Origin of the sequence: Aquimarina algiphila, assembly GCF_947494415.1 — a bacterium.
In the GTDB taxonomy this organism is placed as follows: domain Bacteria; phylum Bacteroidota; class Bacteroidia; order Flavobacteriales; family Flavobacteriaceae; genus Aquimarina; species Aquimarina algiphila.
Genome location: NZ_CANLVC010000008.1, coordinates 541,537 through 558,403, shown reverse-complemented (window position 1 = coordinate 558,403; position 16,867 = coordinate 541,537). Strand labels below are relative to the sequence as shown.

The window sequence follows — 16,867 nt, the reverse complement described above, 5'->3', positions numbered from 1 at the left end:
GACTATAAAATACCGATATTTGCATCTGCTTATATTTGAAAAATTACAAGTGTTAGTACTAAACTAAATAATAATTTATGGGAATGAATAAAAATACAGTATTGGCTTGGGCAACTTTTATAATGATATTAGTTGGCCTTGCACTTATTGCATTAGGAGCATTTAGATATAGAGATGTGTCAGGATATGGTTTTGCAGCTGTAGGAGTTGGCTTTTTTGCAATTGCCTGGGTTTTTAATGCTTTAAAAGGAAGAGTATAACTCTTTTTACATACAATCAATCATCAAATAAAAATATAATTTAAGGGCATATGTCAGACGATAAAAAAGTAATCTTCTCAATGTCCGGAGTTAGTAAAACGTATAAAAGTGCGAATACTCCGGTATTAAAAAATATATATTTAAGTTTTTTCTACGGAGCCAAAATTGGTATTCTGGGGCTTAATGGTTCTGGTAAGTCTACTTTATTAAAAATTATAGCTGGGGTAGATAAAAACTTTCAGGGAGATGTTGTATTTGCATCAGGATATACGGTAGGTTTTTTAGAACAAGAGCCACAGTTAGATCCAGAAAAAACAGTATTAGAAGTTGTAAAGGAAGGAGTTGCAGAAACGGTTGCTGTTTTGGATGAATATAATAAGATTAATGATATGTTTGGCCTTCCAGAAGTATATGAAAATCCTGATAAAATGCAGGAACTTATGGATAAGCAGGCAAATCTACAAGATCAGATTGATGCAAGTAATGCTTGGGAGCTAGATACCAAACTAGAGATAGCAATGGATGCACTTCGTACTCCCGATTCTGATAAGAAAATCAGTGTTTTATCAGGTGGAGAAAGACGAAGAGTTGCATTATGTCGTCTTTTACTAAAAGAACCAGATGTTCTTTTATTGGATGAACCAACAAACCACCTTGATGCAGAATCTGTTCATTGGTTAGAGCATCACCTTCAAAATTATAAAGGTACAGTTATCGCAGTTACGCATGATAGGTACTTTTTGGATAATGTTGCAGGATGGATATTAGAATTAGATAGAGGAGAAGGGATCCCTTGGAAAGGAAATTATTCTTCTTGGTTAGATCAAAAGGCAAAGAAATTAGCTCAAGAACAAAAACAAGCATCCAAACGTCAAAAAACATTAGAACGAGAATTAGAATGGGTGCGAATGGCACCAAAAGGACGTCAGGCAAAACAAAAAGCTCGTCTTAGTAATTATGATAAATTATTAAGTCAGGATCAAAAACAAGTTGACGAAAAATTAGAAATTTATATCCCTAATGGCCCTAGATTAGGAACCAATGTTATTGAAGCCAGTGGAGTAAGTAAAGCTTTTGGGGATAAGTTGTTGTACGAAGATTTAAACTTTAACCTTCCTCAGGCAGGTATTGTAGGAATTATAGGTCCCAATGGGGCAGGTAAGACGACAATATTTAAGATGATTATGGGAGAAGAACAACCGGATAAAGGAAGTTTTAATGTAGGAGAAACAGCATCTATTGCCTATGTAGATCAAAGTCACAGTAATATAGATACAGAGAAAACCATTTGGCAAAATTTTAGTGATGAGCAAGAATTGGTTATGATGGGAGGAAGACAAGTAAACTCCAGAGCGTATTTAAGCCGTTTTAATTTTAGCGGTAGCGAACAGAATAAGAAAGTATCTACACTTTCTGGAGGGGAACGTAACCGATTACATTTGGCAATGACCTTAAAAGAAGAAGGTAATGTATTGCTTTTGGATGAGCCAACCAATGATCTTGATGTTAATACCTTAAGAGCATTAGAAGAAGGTCTTGAAAACTTTGCAGGGTGTGCTGTTGTTATTTCTCATGATAGATGGTTTTTGGATAGAATATGTACACACATATTAGCTTTTGAAGGAGATTCACAAGTGTATTTCTTTGAAGGAAGTTTCTCTGATTATGAAGAGAATAAAAAGAAACGTTTGGGTGGGGATTTAATGCCAAAACGTATTAAGTACAAGAAACTAGTAAGATAGTATTAGATGTCATTTCAAAATATAAAAGTCATTGCATTTGATGCTGATGATACTCTATGGGTTAATGAAACTTTTTTCAGGAAAGCAGAAGAAGAGTTTTGTGAATTATTAGAACAATTTTTACCTAAAGAAGAGGCAAATAAATTACTTTTTGATGTGGAGATGAAAAACCTTCCATTATATGGATATGGTATCAAACCATTTACGCTTTCGTTAATTGAGGCTGCTATTACTATTTCTAATGGAGAAATGAATATTGGTTTAGTAGAAAAGCTTATTGAGAAAGGAAAGCAAATGCTTCAGGAGCCTATAGAACTAATCGATGGAATTGATAAAACTCTTAATGAGTTATCCAAGAAATATCGGTTGGTAATGGCTACAAAAGGAGATCTATTAGATCAAGAGCGTAAATTGATGAAATCAGGATTGGAAAAATATTTTCATCATATTGAAATTGTTTCCGATAAAACAGAAATGCATTATCGTAAATTGGTAAAACATCTTGATATTACAGAAAAGGAATTTCTAATGGTAGGTAATTCATTAAAATCAGATGTTTTACCCGTTTTAAATATTGGAGCACACGCCTTTCATATTCCTTTTCATACTACATGGGCTCATGAAATGGTGCATGAAGAAGTCAATCATCCTAATTTTAGAAGTTTTACTAAAGCAAGTGAGCTTTTACAAGTGTTATAATAATGAAAACAGTACTTGATTTTAATTCCTGGAGCCGAAAAGAACATTTTGAGTTCTTTGGAAGTTTTGATGAACCATTTTTTGGGATTACAACTACTGTTGATTTTACAAAAGGATATCAAAAAATAAAAGATTTTGGATATCCTTACTTTTTATATTATTTACATAAATCTCTTCAGGCGGCTAATGCAATCGAAGAGTTTAGGTATAGAGTAGAAGATGATAAAGTATTTGTATATAATAAAATTCACGCATCTCCTACTATTGGAAGAGAAGATCATAGTTTTGGTTTTTCATTTATGGAATTTGATAGTAATTTCGAGATTTTTATGGCTAAAGCCCAAAAAGAAATTGAAGCTGTAAAAAATAGTACAGGTTTACGTCATAATGATAATGCAAAACGAATAGATACGATTCATTATTCATCTATTCCCTGGTATTCTTTTACAGGACTTACTCATGCCAGACATTTTCAATATAAAGATAGTGTACCCAAAATTTCATTTGGTAAATACTCAAAAGACAATGGAAAATTAAACTTACCCGTAGCGATTTATGTACATCATGGTTTGATGGATGGATATCATATTGGTCAATACCTGGAGGAGTTTCAAAAATTATTGAATGAATAGTAATAAAAGCTTTTGAAATCTTTAATTCATTGATTAAGAATTGTTTATTTTGTTTTTTATATTTTTAATAAAATAATCAATCTATTGTAATGTGATTCAGTTACCTGTAAATATTTTAAATTTCACAATACTGGTCTCTGTTATTATTGGTATCACTTTTGGAATTCTATTAATTTTCACAAAAAGATTTAATTTAAAAGCAAATCGTTTTCTGGGCTTGGTTCCAATAATTATTTCGTTATGGAATTGCTGGGTACTGTTAATAGATTTTGATTTATATACTTTACATAATGTTTTAAATTTGATTCCTCTTCATTATGCTCTGGCCTTAGGCCCATGTATTTATTTTTACACCAAATACATGACCGAAAGGGAATTTAGTCTTAAAAAGAAACATTTTTTACATTTCACACCTGTTTTAGTAGAGTTCTGTATTTCTATTATTCAAGGGATTGAAAGTATACATAAAGAAATACCAAATTATGATACCATAACTTTCCTTATATCGAGTCCATTATTACAATTAATAGCTATTATTTCTGTACTCTTATATAGTTTTTATGCATTAAAATCGATAAAGAACTATCATCAATGGGTTAAGAATAATTATAGTAATGATCACAAGTATTATTTAGGTTGGTTGTATCGCTTACTCATTATCTTTGCTGTACTCTGGTTTCTTTGGGTTCCTTATACGTTTATAGATTATTTTGTTTTTGATTACTCCTTAGGGGTAATACACTATTATCCACTTTATATCTTAATGGCAGCAGTTACTATTTGGATAAGTGCAGAGGCGTTTTTAAGACCTGAAATTATTTTATTAGAGGATAGAGAAAAACCACTTGAGAAAAATAATATCCCATCTAAAGAAATCATTGAACAAGCTAAATGGTTAAAAATACAAATGGAAACTAATTTATTCTTTCTAAATGCAGAATTAACCCTTAGTGCTCTTGCCAAAGAATTAGATATTCATCCAAATGTGACTTCCAGGATTATTAATGAAGGTTTAGATAAAAGTTTTTCAGATTTTGTAAATGAATACCGTATTGATGCCGTAATTAATAGACTTAAAGATGTTGAGTATAACAGAATAACATTATTAGGTATTGCTTATGAATGTGGTTTTAATTCTAAAGCTACTTTCAATAGGGTTTTTAAAAAAACCACAGGAAAGACACCTTTTGAATTTAGGAAATTGAATAAAGATTGATTTTTTATGTATCATATTATAATTTGATACGATTGGCCTTTGTTTATTCCTTTTTTTTATGCTTCAAAATATTTATTAAGGTCATCATCAATCAAACAATAATTCACAAATGAAGCATTTTCATCTTATTTTCGTTTTTCTTATTTTTTGTCAGAGTAGTTTTTCCCAATTTGATAAAGGTATTCAGGGCTATTGGTTACAAGAGGGATATGGGGTGTATTTAGAAATATCTGAAACCACCTATAAAATGTATGATGTAACTCAGATCTCGTGTCAGCCATCATCATCTAGTGCATTAAACAATTGGACAGGTTCTTTAGAAACTTTATTCGATCTGTATAAGATTGAAGAAACTGACGAGGTATCAATGATTCTTAAATACGGCATCACAAGATATAAGTTTAATAAACTTAAAGAACCTCTTGCATTATGTGAAAATCCTATTTTTTCTTCTAAAGATCCAAAGCTTAACTTCAATGTTTTATGGCATACTTTTAAAGAAAACTATGCATATTCTGCACTAAGAGGGGTTGATTGGGATAAGATATATAGGGATCATATACATCTTATTACAGAAAACACAACCGAGATAGAGTTATATGGTTATATAGGAGAAATCTTAGATGCAATTCAAGACGAACATATTAGCCTACGTGTACCTGATGATATAAGCGAGGCATATCTAAAAATTAGAGAACTAAAAAAAGAAGAGAGTGAACCTTCTGATAATGAAAAAGAGGTTTCAGATTCGAATAAAGAATATGATTATACTTCCTTGAGAAGCAATGCACTAGAAAATATTCTAAAACTCTACAATACAAATAATTTTAAGCGATATCATAAGGACTTACTGATATGGGGAAAATTAAAAAAAGAGGTGGGATACATTCAAATTAATAGTATGAATGGTTATTCTCAAGATGTTTATGTTGCAGAAAGCTATAATTCTAATGAGTATTGGGATAAACATTGGGAAAAAGTTTTTGATGATATTAAAAAAGGAAAAACACTTGGGCAATATCTTAGAGGAGAAAGAAAAGGAGTGAAGGTTATGATGGATTCTATTATTACGCAGTTGTCTGATACTCCAAATCTAATAATAGACCTAAGATTTAATCCTGGGGGTACAGATCAGGTGGCTATGGATATACTGTCATATTTTGCAACAAACAAAACTAATATTTTTACAAAAAAGATATGGACTGGGGTAGAAAATTCATTCGAAAGTAAGGTGTATGTTGAGTCTTCAGATAAACTATACCAAGGAAAAGTTATACTTCTAATGGGATCTCAAACTGGCAGTTCTGCAGAAGCAATGGTTTTAGGATCACTTGGTTTTAAAAATATAATTAGAATTGGTTCTAACACCATGGGGATTTTTTCTGATGTCTTACAGAAAAAATTGCCCAATGGATGGAGTTTTGGTTTATCCAATGAGATATATGAGTCTCGCAACAATAAAAACTATGAATATGTAGGGATTACTCCTGATTTTTTAATTCCATATTCTAGAGAATGGGTAACTTTTCATAAATCCATGGTTATGCTTAATGATAAGGACCCAGCAATAGAAAAAGCTTTTTCTATATTTAATAAATAAAATTTTAAAAATAAAATTATAACATTAATTTTCTAACTTCTCCTATCTGCATGCTATCGAGGTAGATTTCTCCAACTCGAACTCTTACAAGTCGTAGTGTAGGAAAACCTACCGCAGAAGTCATTTTACGAACCTGACGAAATTTACCTTCTTTTAATGTAATTGATACCCAGCTTGTAGGGCCATGCCTATCATCTCTTATTTTTTTGCTCCTTTTTGGAAATTCAGGAACAGTTTTTAATTTAAAAGCTTTGCATGGAGCTGTAGTGTATTTTTTTCCTTCAAAACCAATCTCCACTCCTTGTGTTAATAATTTTATAGCATCTACAGTAATATCTCCATCTACCTGTGCATAATATTCCTTTTCGACCCCACCACTGCATATATAATTACTGGTTTTTCCATCAGTAGTAAGTAATAATAATCCTTCTGATTTTTCATCCAATCGTCCTATAGCCATTATTCCTTCTGGGAAATCGTATAGTGTTCCTAGTAATTTCTTTGAATTTTGTTTTTGCCCATTATTGATGAATTGACTTAGAAATCCATAAGGTTTATAAATCATAAAATGATGATGTTTTTCTTCTTTTTCCATATGGATTTGCTATTCGCAATGCTTTAGAATCACTTTTAATATAGTTTGATAAAAGCGAAATTAAGGATTTAGTTTTTTATGGGTCTAAATTCTTATATCCCGCAATTTATGAAAGAGTCTTTTTTAAATTAAAATGTATACCCTATCTTTGTATATATTTTCAGCTCATATTCACGTTTTATATATACGCTGTAGCAAGTTATTGCGACAACTGGGTAAATTTTCGGTAAATCAATCTTAAGTATTGTTATTTTCCAATCATTCGTTTAGTATTTCAATGACAAATCATAGTGAATGATAGGGTTAAAATGTAAATTTAGTAAAACAGTATAAAAAAACGAATGGCAAAATCACAACAAACTTTTAGTAAAATAGAGAAAGAAAAAAAGAAATTAAAAAAGCGCGAAGAAAAGCAAAAAAAGAAGGCAGAACGTCTAGCCAATTCTAACAAAGGAAATGGTTTAGATAGTATGATTGCTTATGTGGATGAGTATGGCTATACTACTGATGCTCCGCCAGATCCTTCTAAAAAGAAAAAAATTAAAGCTGAGAATATAGAGATAGGAATTCCTAAAAGAGAAAAAGAAGAATTTGACCCAGTAAAAAAGGGAAGAGTAGCTTTTTTTAATGATTCTAAAGGATATGGTTTTATTAATGAGGATGAAACTCAGGAAAGATATTTTGTACATGTTAACGGTTTAACGCAAGAAGTAAAAGAAAATGACAGGGTTACTTTTGAATTAGAGAAAGGACCTAAGGGTATGAATGCGGTAAGAGTTAAAAAAGTATAATTTTTTTATTATTGATCGATTTTGAAACCTTCATAATATCTAAATCAAAAAGGTCTGCTCCAGAGCAGACCTTTTTGATTGTCTCTTTTTTTAAGGTATTATTGTTTTAATGACTCAGGTTTTATAACCTCTTGCACTTGTTGCTGTACTTTCTTTTTATCACCAACTATTATTAATGTCATTTTATCAGGATTAATATACTTTTTTGTCATTTCCACAACTTTTTCTGGAGTAACACTTTGTATGTTTTTTACTCGATCTTTTAAGTAAGACTCATCTAAATCGTGTCTATCTAAAAATGATAATTGATTAATGATTCCTTGTGGGGTGGAGTTTCTAAGTACAAAAATCCCCGATTCATAGTTTTTAATTCCGTCAAGTTCTTCTACAGAAGGAGCTTCTTTTTGAAGTCGTATAATTTCTTTATTGATTTCTTGTATAGAAGCCCCAGTATGTGTAGTGGTTACGTCTGCCGATTCATACCAAATTCCGCTTTTGTAATTAGCTGATATTGTACTTCTGGGTGAATACGTGTATCCTTTATCTTCTCGTATGTTACTTGTTATTCTGGAGCCAAAAGATCCTCCTAATAAGGAGTTTGTAACTTCTAATGATATAAAATCAGGGTCTGAAGGGCCAACAACCGGTAATCCGTAGTAAATAGTCGACTGGGGTGCGTCAGGTCTGTCAATTATCTGTACTGATGGATCAGTTTTTGCCTGCGCTACAGGATAATTAGACTCAGGGCCTTTTCTCCAGTCTCCAAGGGCTTTTTCAACTGCTTCTTTTACTTTGTTTTTATCGAACCTACCTGTAATATAGACCGTGGTGCGTTGTGCTCCATAGTTTTCTGTAAAGAAGTTTTTAACGTCTTCAATAGAAAAAGAATCAATTATTGTATTTGTTGAATATGATTGTCCATAGGGGTGGTCAGGATATAGTCTTCCAAAAAACTCTTTATTAGCTTGCGCTTGTGGTCTTGATAGAGCAACAGTTAAATTACGTTTCATATCGTTTTTTAATCGTTCAATTTCTGTCTCAGGCCATTTTGGATTTTTAAGAATATCACCAATCAGGTGTATTGCATCAGGTGCAAATTCGAATAAAACAGAAGTATTTAAATTTGTGTTATGAGGTCGAACAGAGACATCCAAATTACCACCCATTTCTGCCATTTTATTAGCTATTTCCTTTGCATTCATGGAAGTAGATCCTTCTTTGAGGAGGTCAGCCATAAGATCTGATAACCATACTTGATCTTTCTTCTCGTGAATATTTCCTGACTTAATGTTTACAGCAATGGTAGCTTTTGGAATTGCACCGTAAGGAATCATTACCAGTTTTAATCCGTTTTCTAAAGTTATTGTTTCTTTTTTTGGTAGCACAAAATTCTTCGGAGCACTACCAATAGGTGGTTTTTCCTTTTCCTTTTCTTGGCTAAAAGTTATAGTCACGGTTAGAAGTACTGCCGTTATTATTGAGAGAGTCTTTTTCATGATTTTGTGTTTTCAGCGTTAGTTAAAAGAGGATTTACTGTTAAAATGGTCCGATTGGTAGGTCTTAAATATTCTTTGATAGTTTTTGTTATCAGTTCTGGAGTTACCTTTTTGAATTCTTCTTCTATACTGTTTATTCTATTGGGATCGTCATCAAATAAGGCAAAGCTGCATAATAAATCCGCTCTTCCTAGTCCAAAAGTACCACCTAAGTCATCATATAGTTTCGAACGCATTTTTATAATAGCACTATCGATCATTTCTTGGGAAACCCCTTTACTTATTTCTGTCATTACTTCTTCTATTGATACTAATATATCATCTCGAGATGTTTCATTATCGTAAGTGAAATTATACATCCAAAGCATTGGGCCTTTATAGTTAAACATGTTTCCAAGATAATTAATGCCTCCTGCAACACTAGAAGTGTATCCTTTTTCATTTTCTAACTTTTGAACTAATAATGCATTGTCACCTTGAACCAATATTTGATCTATTAATCCCATCGCATAATATTCAGGAGTATTACGGTCAGGCATATGATATGCTAATGCTATTGCAGGTTTGTTTGCTAAAGGATCGTCTTTTGTAAATTCTTTTTGTTCTTCTTGTCTTGGTTCTGAAATATCAGGTGTATCTGGTAATTCAGAAGTAGAAAGATTTCCAAAGTATTTTTGAATCCAATTTTTTACCTGTTCAGTGTCAAAATCTCCAACTACAGATATTGCGGCATTATTAGGAGCATAAAAAGTTTTAAAAAATTTATCTACATCTTCAAGATTAGCTGCATCTAAATCTTTTAAATCTCCATAAAAGTTATGGGCATTATACCAATTTGTATTTGCATATTGCGGCATATCTAACCAAGGAAAACCTCCATAGGGTTGGTTAAGTACATTTACTTTAACTTCATTTTTCACAACACCTTGTTGATTGGTTAGATTATCTTGTGTTATTGCTAAACCTTTCATTCGATCGGCTTCAGCCCATAACATAGTTTCTAACTTATGAGAAGGCACAATTTCAAAATAGTTAGTAAAATCAAATCGGGTAGAACCGTTTAAGATTCCACCATTTTTTTGAACCAATTGAATGAATTCCATTTTACCAAGGTTTTCTGATCCCTGAAACATCATATGTTCAAAAAGATGTGCAAATCCGGTTCTGTCCTTTGGTTCATTTCTAAACCCTATATTATAATACACAGCAACTATTGCAGTTGGAGAGGTTTTATCTTGTGAAAGGATTACCTTAAGACCGTTGTCTAATTTGTAATACTCAACAGGAACTTTAAACTCAGAAACCACTTCTGAAGTATTTTCTGTTGTGTCGATGTTAGGTTCTTCTTTTTCCTTTTTACACCCTATGATATTTATAAATAGGCAAAAAAGAAAGACTGTTTTTAATGTAAACTTCATTTTTTGAATAGATTAAGATGAATATTGCGTGATAATTTTGATTTTATTTTAATTCTATATTTTTGGATACCAATCCAATTGTACTACTTCTATAGTTGAATCTTTGGCTATTAGTTCCTTGAATTTTTTTACATCACTTAATCCTTCTGTTCCTCTATAGTGATATGGATATACTTGTTTAGGTTTGAATTCGAGCACTGCATCAGCTGCACTTTCAACGGTCATTGTATATGGTAAATTCATGGATATAAAGGCTATGTCTATATATTTTAAATTTCTCATCTCAGGAATATCCTCAGTATCTCCAGAGAAGTACAACCGTTTTTTTCCTAAGGTAATTACATATCCATTGCCTCTTCCTTTATTATGAAATTTTAAAGCTTCTTCTCGTAGGTTATACATGGGTATCGCTTCAATTGAAATTCCTTGTATTTCTTTTGTTTCTCCATTGTTAAGGATTATCAATTGATCGGTATATTGTGCAGGAAGTTTCTCTGCTACAGCTTGAGGTACTATGAGTTCTGCATTCGATAAATCCAAGCTGTCTAAAGTGTCAATATTCATATGATCTCCATGGATATCTGTAATAAGTACTAGGTTTGGAGTTTTTTTACCTTTGAAAGCTTTGGCGCCTCCTGTTGGATCGATATAAATTGTTTTTTCTTTCCATTCAAGAATAGCTGTCGCATGGATGATTGGATCAATAGTAATATCGCTTATTGGTTTTTTCGGAATCTCTTCAGGTATTTCAGTAACAGTTTCATTAGTAACTTCAATATCCTCTTTTTTTTGAGATTTACAGTTTAAAAATAGAAAACAAATAAACGTGACATAAAAGGGGGAAAGTTTCATGAGATGATGATTTTTGTGTTTTTTAGATTTAAAAGATAAGAATAATGCTTGAGATATGGGAGATTTATAATGTTGTGTTGCTATTATAAAAATGATTCTCAAACTAGATTTAGTATAACAAGTTGTGATATTGGGAAATAAAAACTAGATATCTTTTAAATATGTGCTATGTTTTTGAGTTAACTATCTATCCATAATTTTATTGCCATTGCGATAACCATGATCACTAAGAAAACCTTTACTAAACCATCTCCTTTTTTAACTGACCACCTGCTTGCAATCCAACCTCCTGTAGCGTTACCAAAAGCAAGGATAATACCGTATAAATAATCGATCTGTTGATTGTAAATAAAAATAGCAAGCGCTCCTACTGTATAAATGAAAACAACTAATACTTTGACAGCATTGGATTTAACTAAGCTTAAATAGTTGATAGAGGTTAAGGCTAATAGGATAAATATTCCAACACCAGCTTGAATAAATCCTCCGTAAATTCCTATAAAGAAAAAGACAATAATAGATAGCCATAGGTATTTACCTTCTGTTCTTTCTGCCAGGTTTTTAAGATTAACTTTAGGTTTGAACACCATAAAAAAGACTACTATTACCATTACAATAGCTAGTATTTTATTGAAGCTGTCTCCTTTTATATCTACCGCTATCTGTGCTCCAATGATTGATCCAATCAAAGCAGATATACCAAGATAAACTCCAAAAACTGTAGGTTTGATTCCTTTGCTCTTAAAACCAGCCACTGAGGTAATACATTGAATAAAAATACCGATGCGGTTTGTACCATTGGCTACAGCAGGAGGGAGTCCCATAAAAATGAGCATAGGTAGCGTGAGTAATGAACCTCCTCCTGCTATGGTGTTAATAACTCCAGCTACAAATCCAATAACAGCAAGAAGGAGAAGAAGTAAAGTTTCGTTCATCTATTTTTATGAATATATAAGAAAATGTAAGATAGTTTATATTCAAAAATAGGGATAACTTCTCAAACTATTGTAGATTTACGGTATCAACTAAAATTTTAATAAAAAGTCAAAACACTACAAAAAATAATTCCGTTTCTTCTAATCTTTAAAAAAAAAGAATACAATAGTGCTATTCTTAAATCAGATATCTTAGCAGGTATTACAGTTGGAGTAATATTGATACCTCAAGCTATTGCATATGCATTATTAATGGGTGTCCCTGCTATTTATGGGCTGTATGCTTGTTTGGTTCCATTACTGCTATATGCTTTCTTTGGGACGTCAAGACAATTAAGTATAGGCCCTGTAGCGGTTACTGCCATTTTGGTGATGAGCGGAGTTAGTCAGTTAGCTGACCCTTTTTCAGACAAATTTATTTCCTTAGTTCTGTTTACAGGTTTTCTCATTGGTGTGTTACAGATTATTATGAGTGTATTGAGAATGGGGTTTTTGGTGAATCTTATTTCTCAGCCGGTTATTTCTGGTTTTATCTCTGCTGCGGCCATAATTATAATTGTTTCTCAGTTAGAAGAAGGTTTAGGAATGACTATTCCAGATTATAAATATACACATCAGACTATTGGGTATGTCATAGGTCATTTTTCTAATGTAAATTGGATCACTTTAGCAATCTGTATTGGTTCGATTACCGTAATTGTAATACTGAAGAAGTGGAAGCGTTCTTTTCCGGGAGCACTTACGGTACTTGTTATTACAACCCTGTTAACCTATGTTTTCAATCTAAAAGAAAAAGGACTGGCGATTATTCAAGATGTCCCTAGTGGTTTACCATCTTTCAGTATTCCAGAGATGAATTATGATACTATGGTTACTTTAATCCCTACGGTGCTTACAGTTACTTTTATTGGATATGTTGGCAGTATTGGTATTGCTAAATCTATGGAGATGAAAAATAGGGATCATATTATACGCCCTAATCAGGAGCTATTGGCTTTAGGAATAGCAAAGGTAATTGGAGCATTCTTTCAGGCAGTTCCTTCATCGGGAAGTTATAGTAGAACGGCAATTAATGATGAAGCAGGAGCGAAGACTACGGTGTCCTCTATTATTGCCGCAATAATGGTTATACTTTCATTGTTGTTTCTTACTTCGTTTTTCTATTATATTCCAAAATCTACTCTTGCTGCAATTATTCTTGTATCTGTATTTGGGTTAATCAATTACAGTGAGGCTAAATATCTTTTTAGTTTAAGGAGACGAGACTTTATTGTAATGATTATAACTTTTTTAGGAACTTTAATTTTTGGGGTAGAGAATGGGATTTTTATTGGAGTGCTTCTGTCTTTTGTTTTCCTTCAATATTATAGTGCTCGTCCTCATATAGCAGAATTGGTAAATATTCCAGGGACTATGTATTATCGTAATATTAATAGATTTCCTGATGCTGTTCAGTCTAAGGAATATTTAATTATTAGATTTGATAATCAGTTGTATTTTGGGAACTCAGGATATTTCAAGGATACTATTTTTAAATATGTGTCACATCGTGATGTGCATCCAAAATTTTTAATCCTGGATAATACAAACATGCATGATATTGATAGTACAGGTTTACACGTTTTGGAGGATATTCATCAGTATTTGGAAGATCTTGATATACAACTATTAATGGTTGGAACGATTGGTCCAGTAAGAGATTTTCTAAAGAGGTCAGGATTTACTGATAAATTGGGGAAGGATTATTATTACCTTACAATCTCAAACGCTGTTGATTATGCCGAGAATAGAATGGAGCATGAAGATATTCATGAAGCTGCAGTACAATTTAATCAAAAACGAAGATCTTTTCTTGATTAGAAGTGTAAAGTGTTTTTTTAAGTCTAAATTTTATAAGTTAATTATCTTCGTATAAATGTAATTTTAGACCCATTCCATAATTAGTGTTGTTATTTTTGATAAGATTATTATTATTGCTATATTCTTTATCAAAACGTTGCCAGGCTCTATTTTTAAAGAATATTCTTCTTGTAAAAGTTTTGTAACCGCTAATCTTATCGGTAAAAGGGAGTAATGGCCTAAAAGTAGTAGAAACCTTTACAATGCCTTTTCTGGTTTCGATCTCGCTATATTTTTTTGTTTGTTGGAGCTTTCCTTTAGTATCAGCATAGCCAAGTACCTGTATAGATACAAAAAAGCCTTCTTTGGGTACGAAAACCCTATGTTCTGAAACGTTCAGTTCAAAATTAGATTTGTCTTTATCTGTAACCTTAAATATAATATCCTCATAGGATAATCTTTTCCCGGGAAAACCATTGTCATTTTCATAGAATTGCATCTTAAATAATGTAGAGAATGATCCAGTACTATTAGAATTTCTATTGGATGACTCTGTTTTAATCGGGAGGTATACAGAAGCAATTTTTGTAGATTTTTCTGAATTTCTAGGAAAGAAAACTGCAATTTCTGATTCTACAGTGGGGAGCCAACTTTTAAAATAGTCGTTATGTACTTCTGAAGCAATCTTCTTTGTTTTGTATTTTCTTTTCTTTTCTGCAGTAATATACACTTCTTTTAGTTCAGCTATATCTTCAACTAAGAGTATGTATTTATCTAAGGATGTGGTGGGTATGGTTTTTTCTTTATGTCCTACTGCAGAAATGTATAAGGAGTCAATATCAGAATACCATTTTTTAGAAAACTGAAAGCGACCATCTGCATCTGCAAAAGTACCATTACCATTGCCAAAAGATATTGTGGCATAAGATATGGGGGTCTTTTGCACAGAATCCAGCACAGTATAGGTCTGAGAGCAGACTATTTGAGCTAAAAAAAGCAATAGTAGGGGGAATAGCTTTTTCATTGTGTGATTGGGGATTAAAAATCTAAAATAATAAAATATATTTATAATAAGCTATTATCATGCCAAAGAGTATAAATACAGGTTTAAGTTTTATTGTTTATTTTTTTAAACATAACTATCTATTTTTTAATAATTTAAATTCTTTTATTTAAACAATAGCTCCAATTTTTTTATCAAGACCACATCGCTCGATAAAACCATTAGTAAACACTTGCATTGCCTCTGGGCTTAATAATTCATTACGTGTGTCGATCCAGTGTTGTACTGTTGCAGATCCATACATATTTTGAATTCGTTGAAAGTTTAAATTAAAATTAATTTTCCCCCAGTGTAATGTGTATGGTATGTTTATAGCTTCTAATCGATTCCATACCTTTTCATAGAATTTACGAGTAACATCAGCATCTACTCCGTCTAATTCTAGTACACAGGTTTTTGTAAACTTTGTAAAGCCTAATAAGGCTTTTGTTCCTTTTACATAACGTAATGATATTCCTCCAGGAAAAGGATCTCCGTTTTCAATAATGTTAAGAATTTCTTCTACAACACGTACACTGTCTTTAATGTCAATACCAAGAGCTGCACTCGCTACTTTACCTCTAAATTTTGTGTTACTAAACGTTTCTCCTATTGTGCCTTCTATTGGAGGGACTTCTTTATATGCTAAAGGAAATAATATGTTTACCAGTTTGGGAACTAATAAAACTGATAATCCTCCAAGACTGTCCATTACTGTTTGTATAAGACCTAATAAATCATCACCATAGGTAAGTCCTTTGTCATCAGTAGTTCTTCTAATGTAATTCTCTCTATAGCTACGTTTGTATGATGCTTTTAAGAACACTCCTTTTTCTGTGTTATTAGGTTCAAAATCATAAGGATTGATAATTACTTCAAAATGATACAATTCTCGGTCTGGGGAGAATTGGGGAAAGGGGAGGGTGTTGTTTATTGATGAAAAGTCTAATGTTTTCATCGTGTTTTTTAAATTGTTATCATATGCTATTCCTTCTATTCGATGTTCTTCTAACAAGAACTTAGGTTCTGTTTCTATCATAATGCCATGTATAATTCCGAAACTACCAAAACTTACTAGTGCGGCGTTAAACATAGTGTCATCTCTAATCAGTTCTGCTCCTAACCAATTTATAAATTTATCTGATACAACAGGATTAGAATCGCGTTCTAACCACACATGTCTGTCTTTACTTACAATTAGGTGTATTCCTGTTACAAAATCCTGAATTGATCCAACATTAAAAGCGGCTCCGTGTGTTCCTGTGGATAGAGCTCCAGCTACAGTTTGTCCATTACTGGCACCGGATGCTTTTATAGATCGATTTGGTCGTTTTTCTTTTTCTAATTTTGAGTTAAGTTGAAGCATGGATACCCCGCATTGTGCAAAGAATAAATTATCCGCTGATCCTCCTTTATTTAAATATGTGTTAGAAATATTAGGTTTGCTGACAGAAAAATTGAGGCGTAATGATTTAGTGTCTAAAATGCCCCCTTCTGATACGGCAACTTTAGAAAATGACCATCCGCTCCCCATTGCTCTTAATCGTGTATTGTTGTCGGTTGCATGTCCAATCAGCCATTGTAAGTTTTTAGTAGTAGCGATATATCTATCAGTTCCTTTTGCAAGAGTGTTATCGTTACGAACCTTAAAAGAAGCATTTGGAGTGAGTTTTTGCGTGAAGTTTTGATGTTTATTTTCCCATTTCTGAATAGGAAGTATTTCAATGCCTTTTGGTAGTACCATGATACT

15 protein-coding genes are annotated in these 16,867 nt (G+C 32.2%); 8 read left to right on the top strand and 7 right to left on the bottom strand.

Annotation, left to right across the window (positions count from 1 at the left end):
- Positions 1 to 77 precede the first annotated feature (77 nt).
- The 6 genes from PQF96_RS20160 to PQF96_RS20135 all read left to right on the top strand — a co-directional run bounded on the left by PQF96_RS20160 (position 78) and on the right by PQF96_RS20135 (position 6,149).
- Complete coding sequence (locus PQF96_RS20160) at positions 78 to 260, top strand: CAL67264 family membrane protein (protein ID WP_101449145.1); 183 nt, start codon at positions 78 to 80, stop codon at positions 258 to 260.
- A gap of 50 nt (positions 261 to 310) precedes the next feature.
- Complete coding sequence (ettA, locus tag PQF96_RS20155) at positions 311 to 2,002, top strand: energy-dependent translational throttle protein EttA (RefSeq protein ID WP_109434925.1); 1,692 nt, start codon at positions 311 to 313, stop codon at positions 2,000 to 2,002.
- Positions 2,003 to 2,008: 6 nt separating this feature from the next.
- Positions 2,009 to 2,701, top strand: coding sequence for an HAD family hydrolase (locus PQF96_RS20150; RefSeq protein ID WP_109434926.1), 693 nt, complete (start codon positions 2,009 to 2,011; stop codon positions 2,699 to 2,701).
- Positions 2,702 to 2,703: 2 nt separating this feature from the next.
- A complete protein-coding gene (locus tag PQF96_RS20145; RefSeq protein WP_109434927.1) occupies positions 2,704 to 3,333 on the top strand; it encodes a chloramphenicol acetyltransferase in 630 nt (209 codons plus the stop codon).
- 91 nt (positions 3,334 to 3,424) lie between these two features.
- Positions 3,425 to 4,549, top strand: coding sequence for a helix-turn-helix domain-containing protein (locus PQF96_RS20140; RefSeq protein WP_271767994.1), 1,125 nt, complete (start codon positions 3,425 to 3,427; stop codon positions 4,547 to 4,549).
- Between the two features lie 109 nt (positions 4,550 to 4,658).
- Positions 4,659 to 6,149, top strand: coding sequence for a S41 family peptidase (locus tag PQF96_RS20135; protein WP_271767993.1), 1,491 nt, complete (start codon positions 4,659 to 4,661; stop codon positions 6,147 to 6,149).
- Positions 6,150 to 6,165: 16 nt separating this feature from the next.
- Here the strand turns inward: PQF96_RS20135 and PQF96_RS20130 are convergent, their stop codons facing one another.
- A complete protein-coding gene (locus PQF96_RS20130; protein ID WP_271767992.1) occupies positions 6,166 to 6,744 on the bottom strand; it encodes a pseudouridine synthase in 579 nt (192 codons plus the stop codon).
- Between the two features lie 341 nt (positions 6,745 to 7,085).
- On the opposite strand from PQF96_RS20130, the gene PQF96_RS20125 reads away from it, so the two are divergent.
- Positions 7,086 to 7,535, top strand: coding sequence for a cold-shock protein (locus PQF96_RS20125; RefSeq protein ID WP_109434931.1), 450 nt, complete (start codon positions 7,086 to 7,088; stop codon positions 7,533 to 7,535).
- Positions 7,536 to 7,633: 98 nt separating this feature from the next.
- Here PQF96_RS20125 and PQF96_RS20120 read toward each other — a convergent pair whose 3' ends face one another.
- The 4 genes from PQF96_RS20120 to PQF96_RS20105 all read right to left on the bottom strand — a co-directional run bounded on the left by PQF96_RS20120 (position 7,634) and on the right by PQF96_RS20105 (position 12,236).
- Positions 7,634 to 9,031 carry a M16 family metallopeptidase gene (locus PQF96_RS20120; RefSeq protein ID WP_271767991.1) on the bottom strand — a complete coding sequence of 466 codons (1,398 nt, stop codon included), beginning with the start codon at positions 9,029 to 9,031 and terminating at the stop codon, positions 7,634 to 7,636.
- Positions 9,028 to 10,449 carry a M16 family metallopeptidase gene (locus tag PQF96_RS20115; protein WP_271767990.1) on the bottom strand — a complete coding sequence of 474 codons (1,422 nt, stop codon included), beginning with the start codon at positions 10,447 to 10,449 and terminating at the stop codon, positions 9,028 to 9,030. Before PQF96_RS20115 ends, PQF96_RS20120 begins: the two co-directional genes overlap by 4 nt.
- A gap of 54 nt (positions 10,450 to 10,503) precedes the next feature.
- Entirely contained in the window at positions 10,504 to 11,301 is a 798-nt protein-coding gene (locus tag PQF96_RS20110; RefSeq protein ID WP_271767989.1) for an MBL fold metallo-hydrolase, read from the bottom strand.
- Between the two features lie 179 nt (positions 11,302 to 11,480).
- The gene (locus tag PQF96_RS20105; protein WP_143917387.1) at positions 11,481 to 12,236 is read right to left on the bottom strand and encodes a sulfite exporter TauE/SafE family protein; all 756 of its coding nucleotides are present in this window, start codon (positions 12,234 to 12,236) and stop codon (positions 11,481 to 11,483) included.
- Positions 12,237 to 12,362: 126 nt separating this feature from the next.
- Between PQF96_RS20105 and PQF96_RS20100 the strand changes: the two genes are divergently transcribed.
- Complete coding sequence (locus PQF96_RS20100; protein WP_333968165.1) at positions 12,363 to 14,096, top strand: SulP family inorganic anion transporter; 1,734 nt, start codon at positions 12,363 to 12,365, stop codon at positions 14,094 to 14,096.
- Between the two features lie 37 nt (positions 14,097 to 14,133).
- Here the strand turns inward: PQF96_RS20100 and PQF96_RS20095 are convergent, their stop codons facing one another.
- Together PQF96_RS20095 and PQF96_RS20090 are read right to left on the bottom strand one after the other, a co-directional pair.
- Complete coding sequence (locus PQF96_RS20095) at positions 14,134 to 15,099, bottom strand: peptidase associated/transthyretin-like domain-containing protein (protein WP_271767988.1); 966 nt, start codon at positions 15,097 to 15,099, stop codon at positions 14,134 to 14,136.
- 148 nt (positions 15,100 to 15,247) lie between these two features.
- Entirely contained in the window at positions 15,248 to 16,861 is a 1,614-nt protein-coding gene (locus PQF96_RS20090) for an FAD-binding protein (protein ID WP_271767987.1), read from the bottom strand.
- Positions 16,862 to 16,867 lie beyond the last annotated feature (6 nt).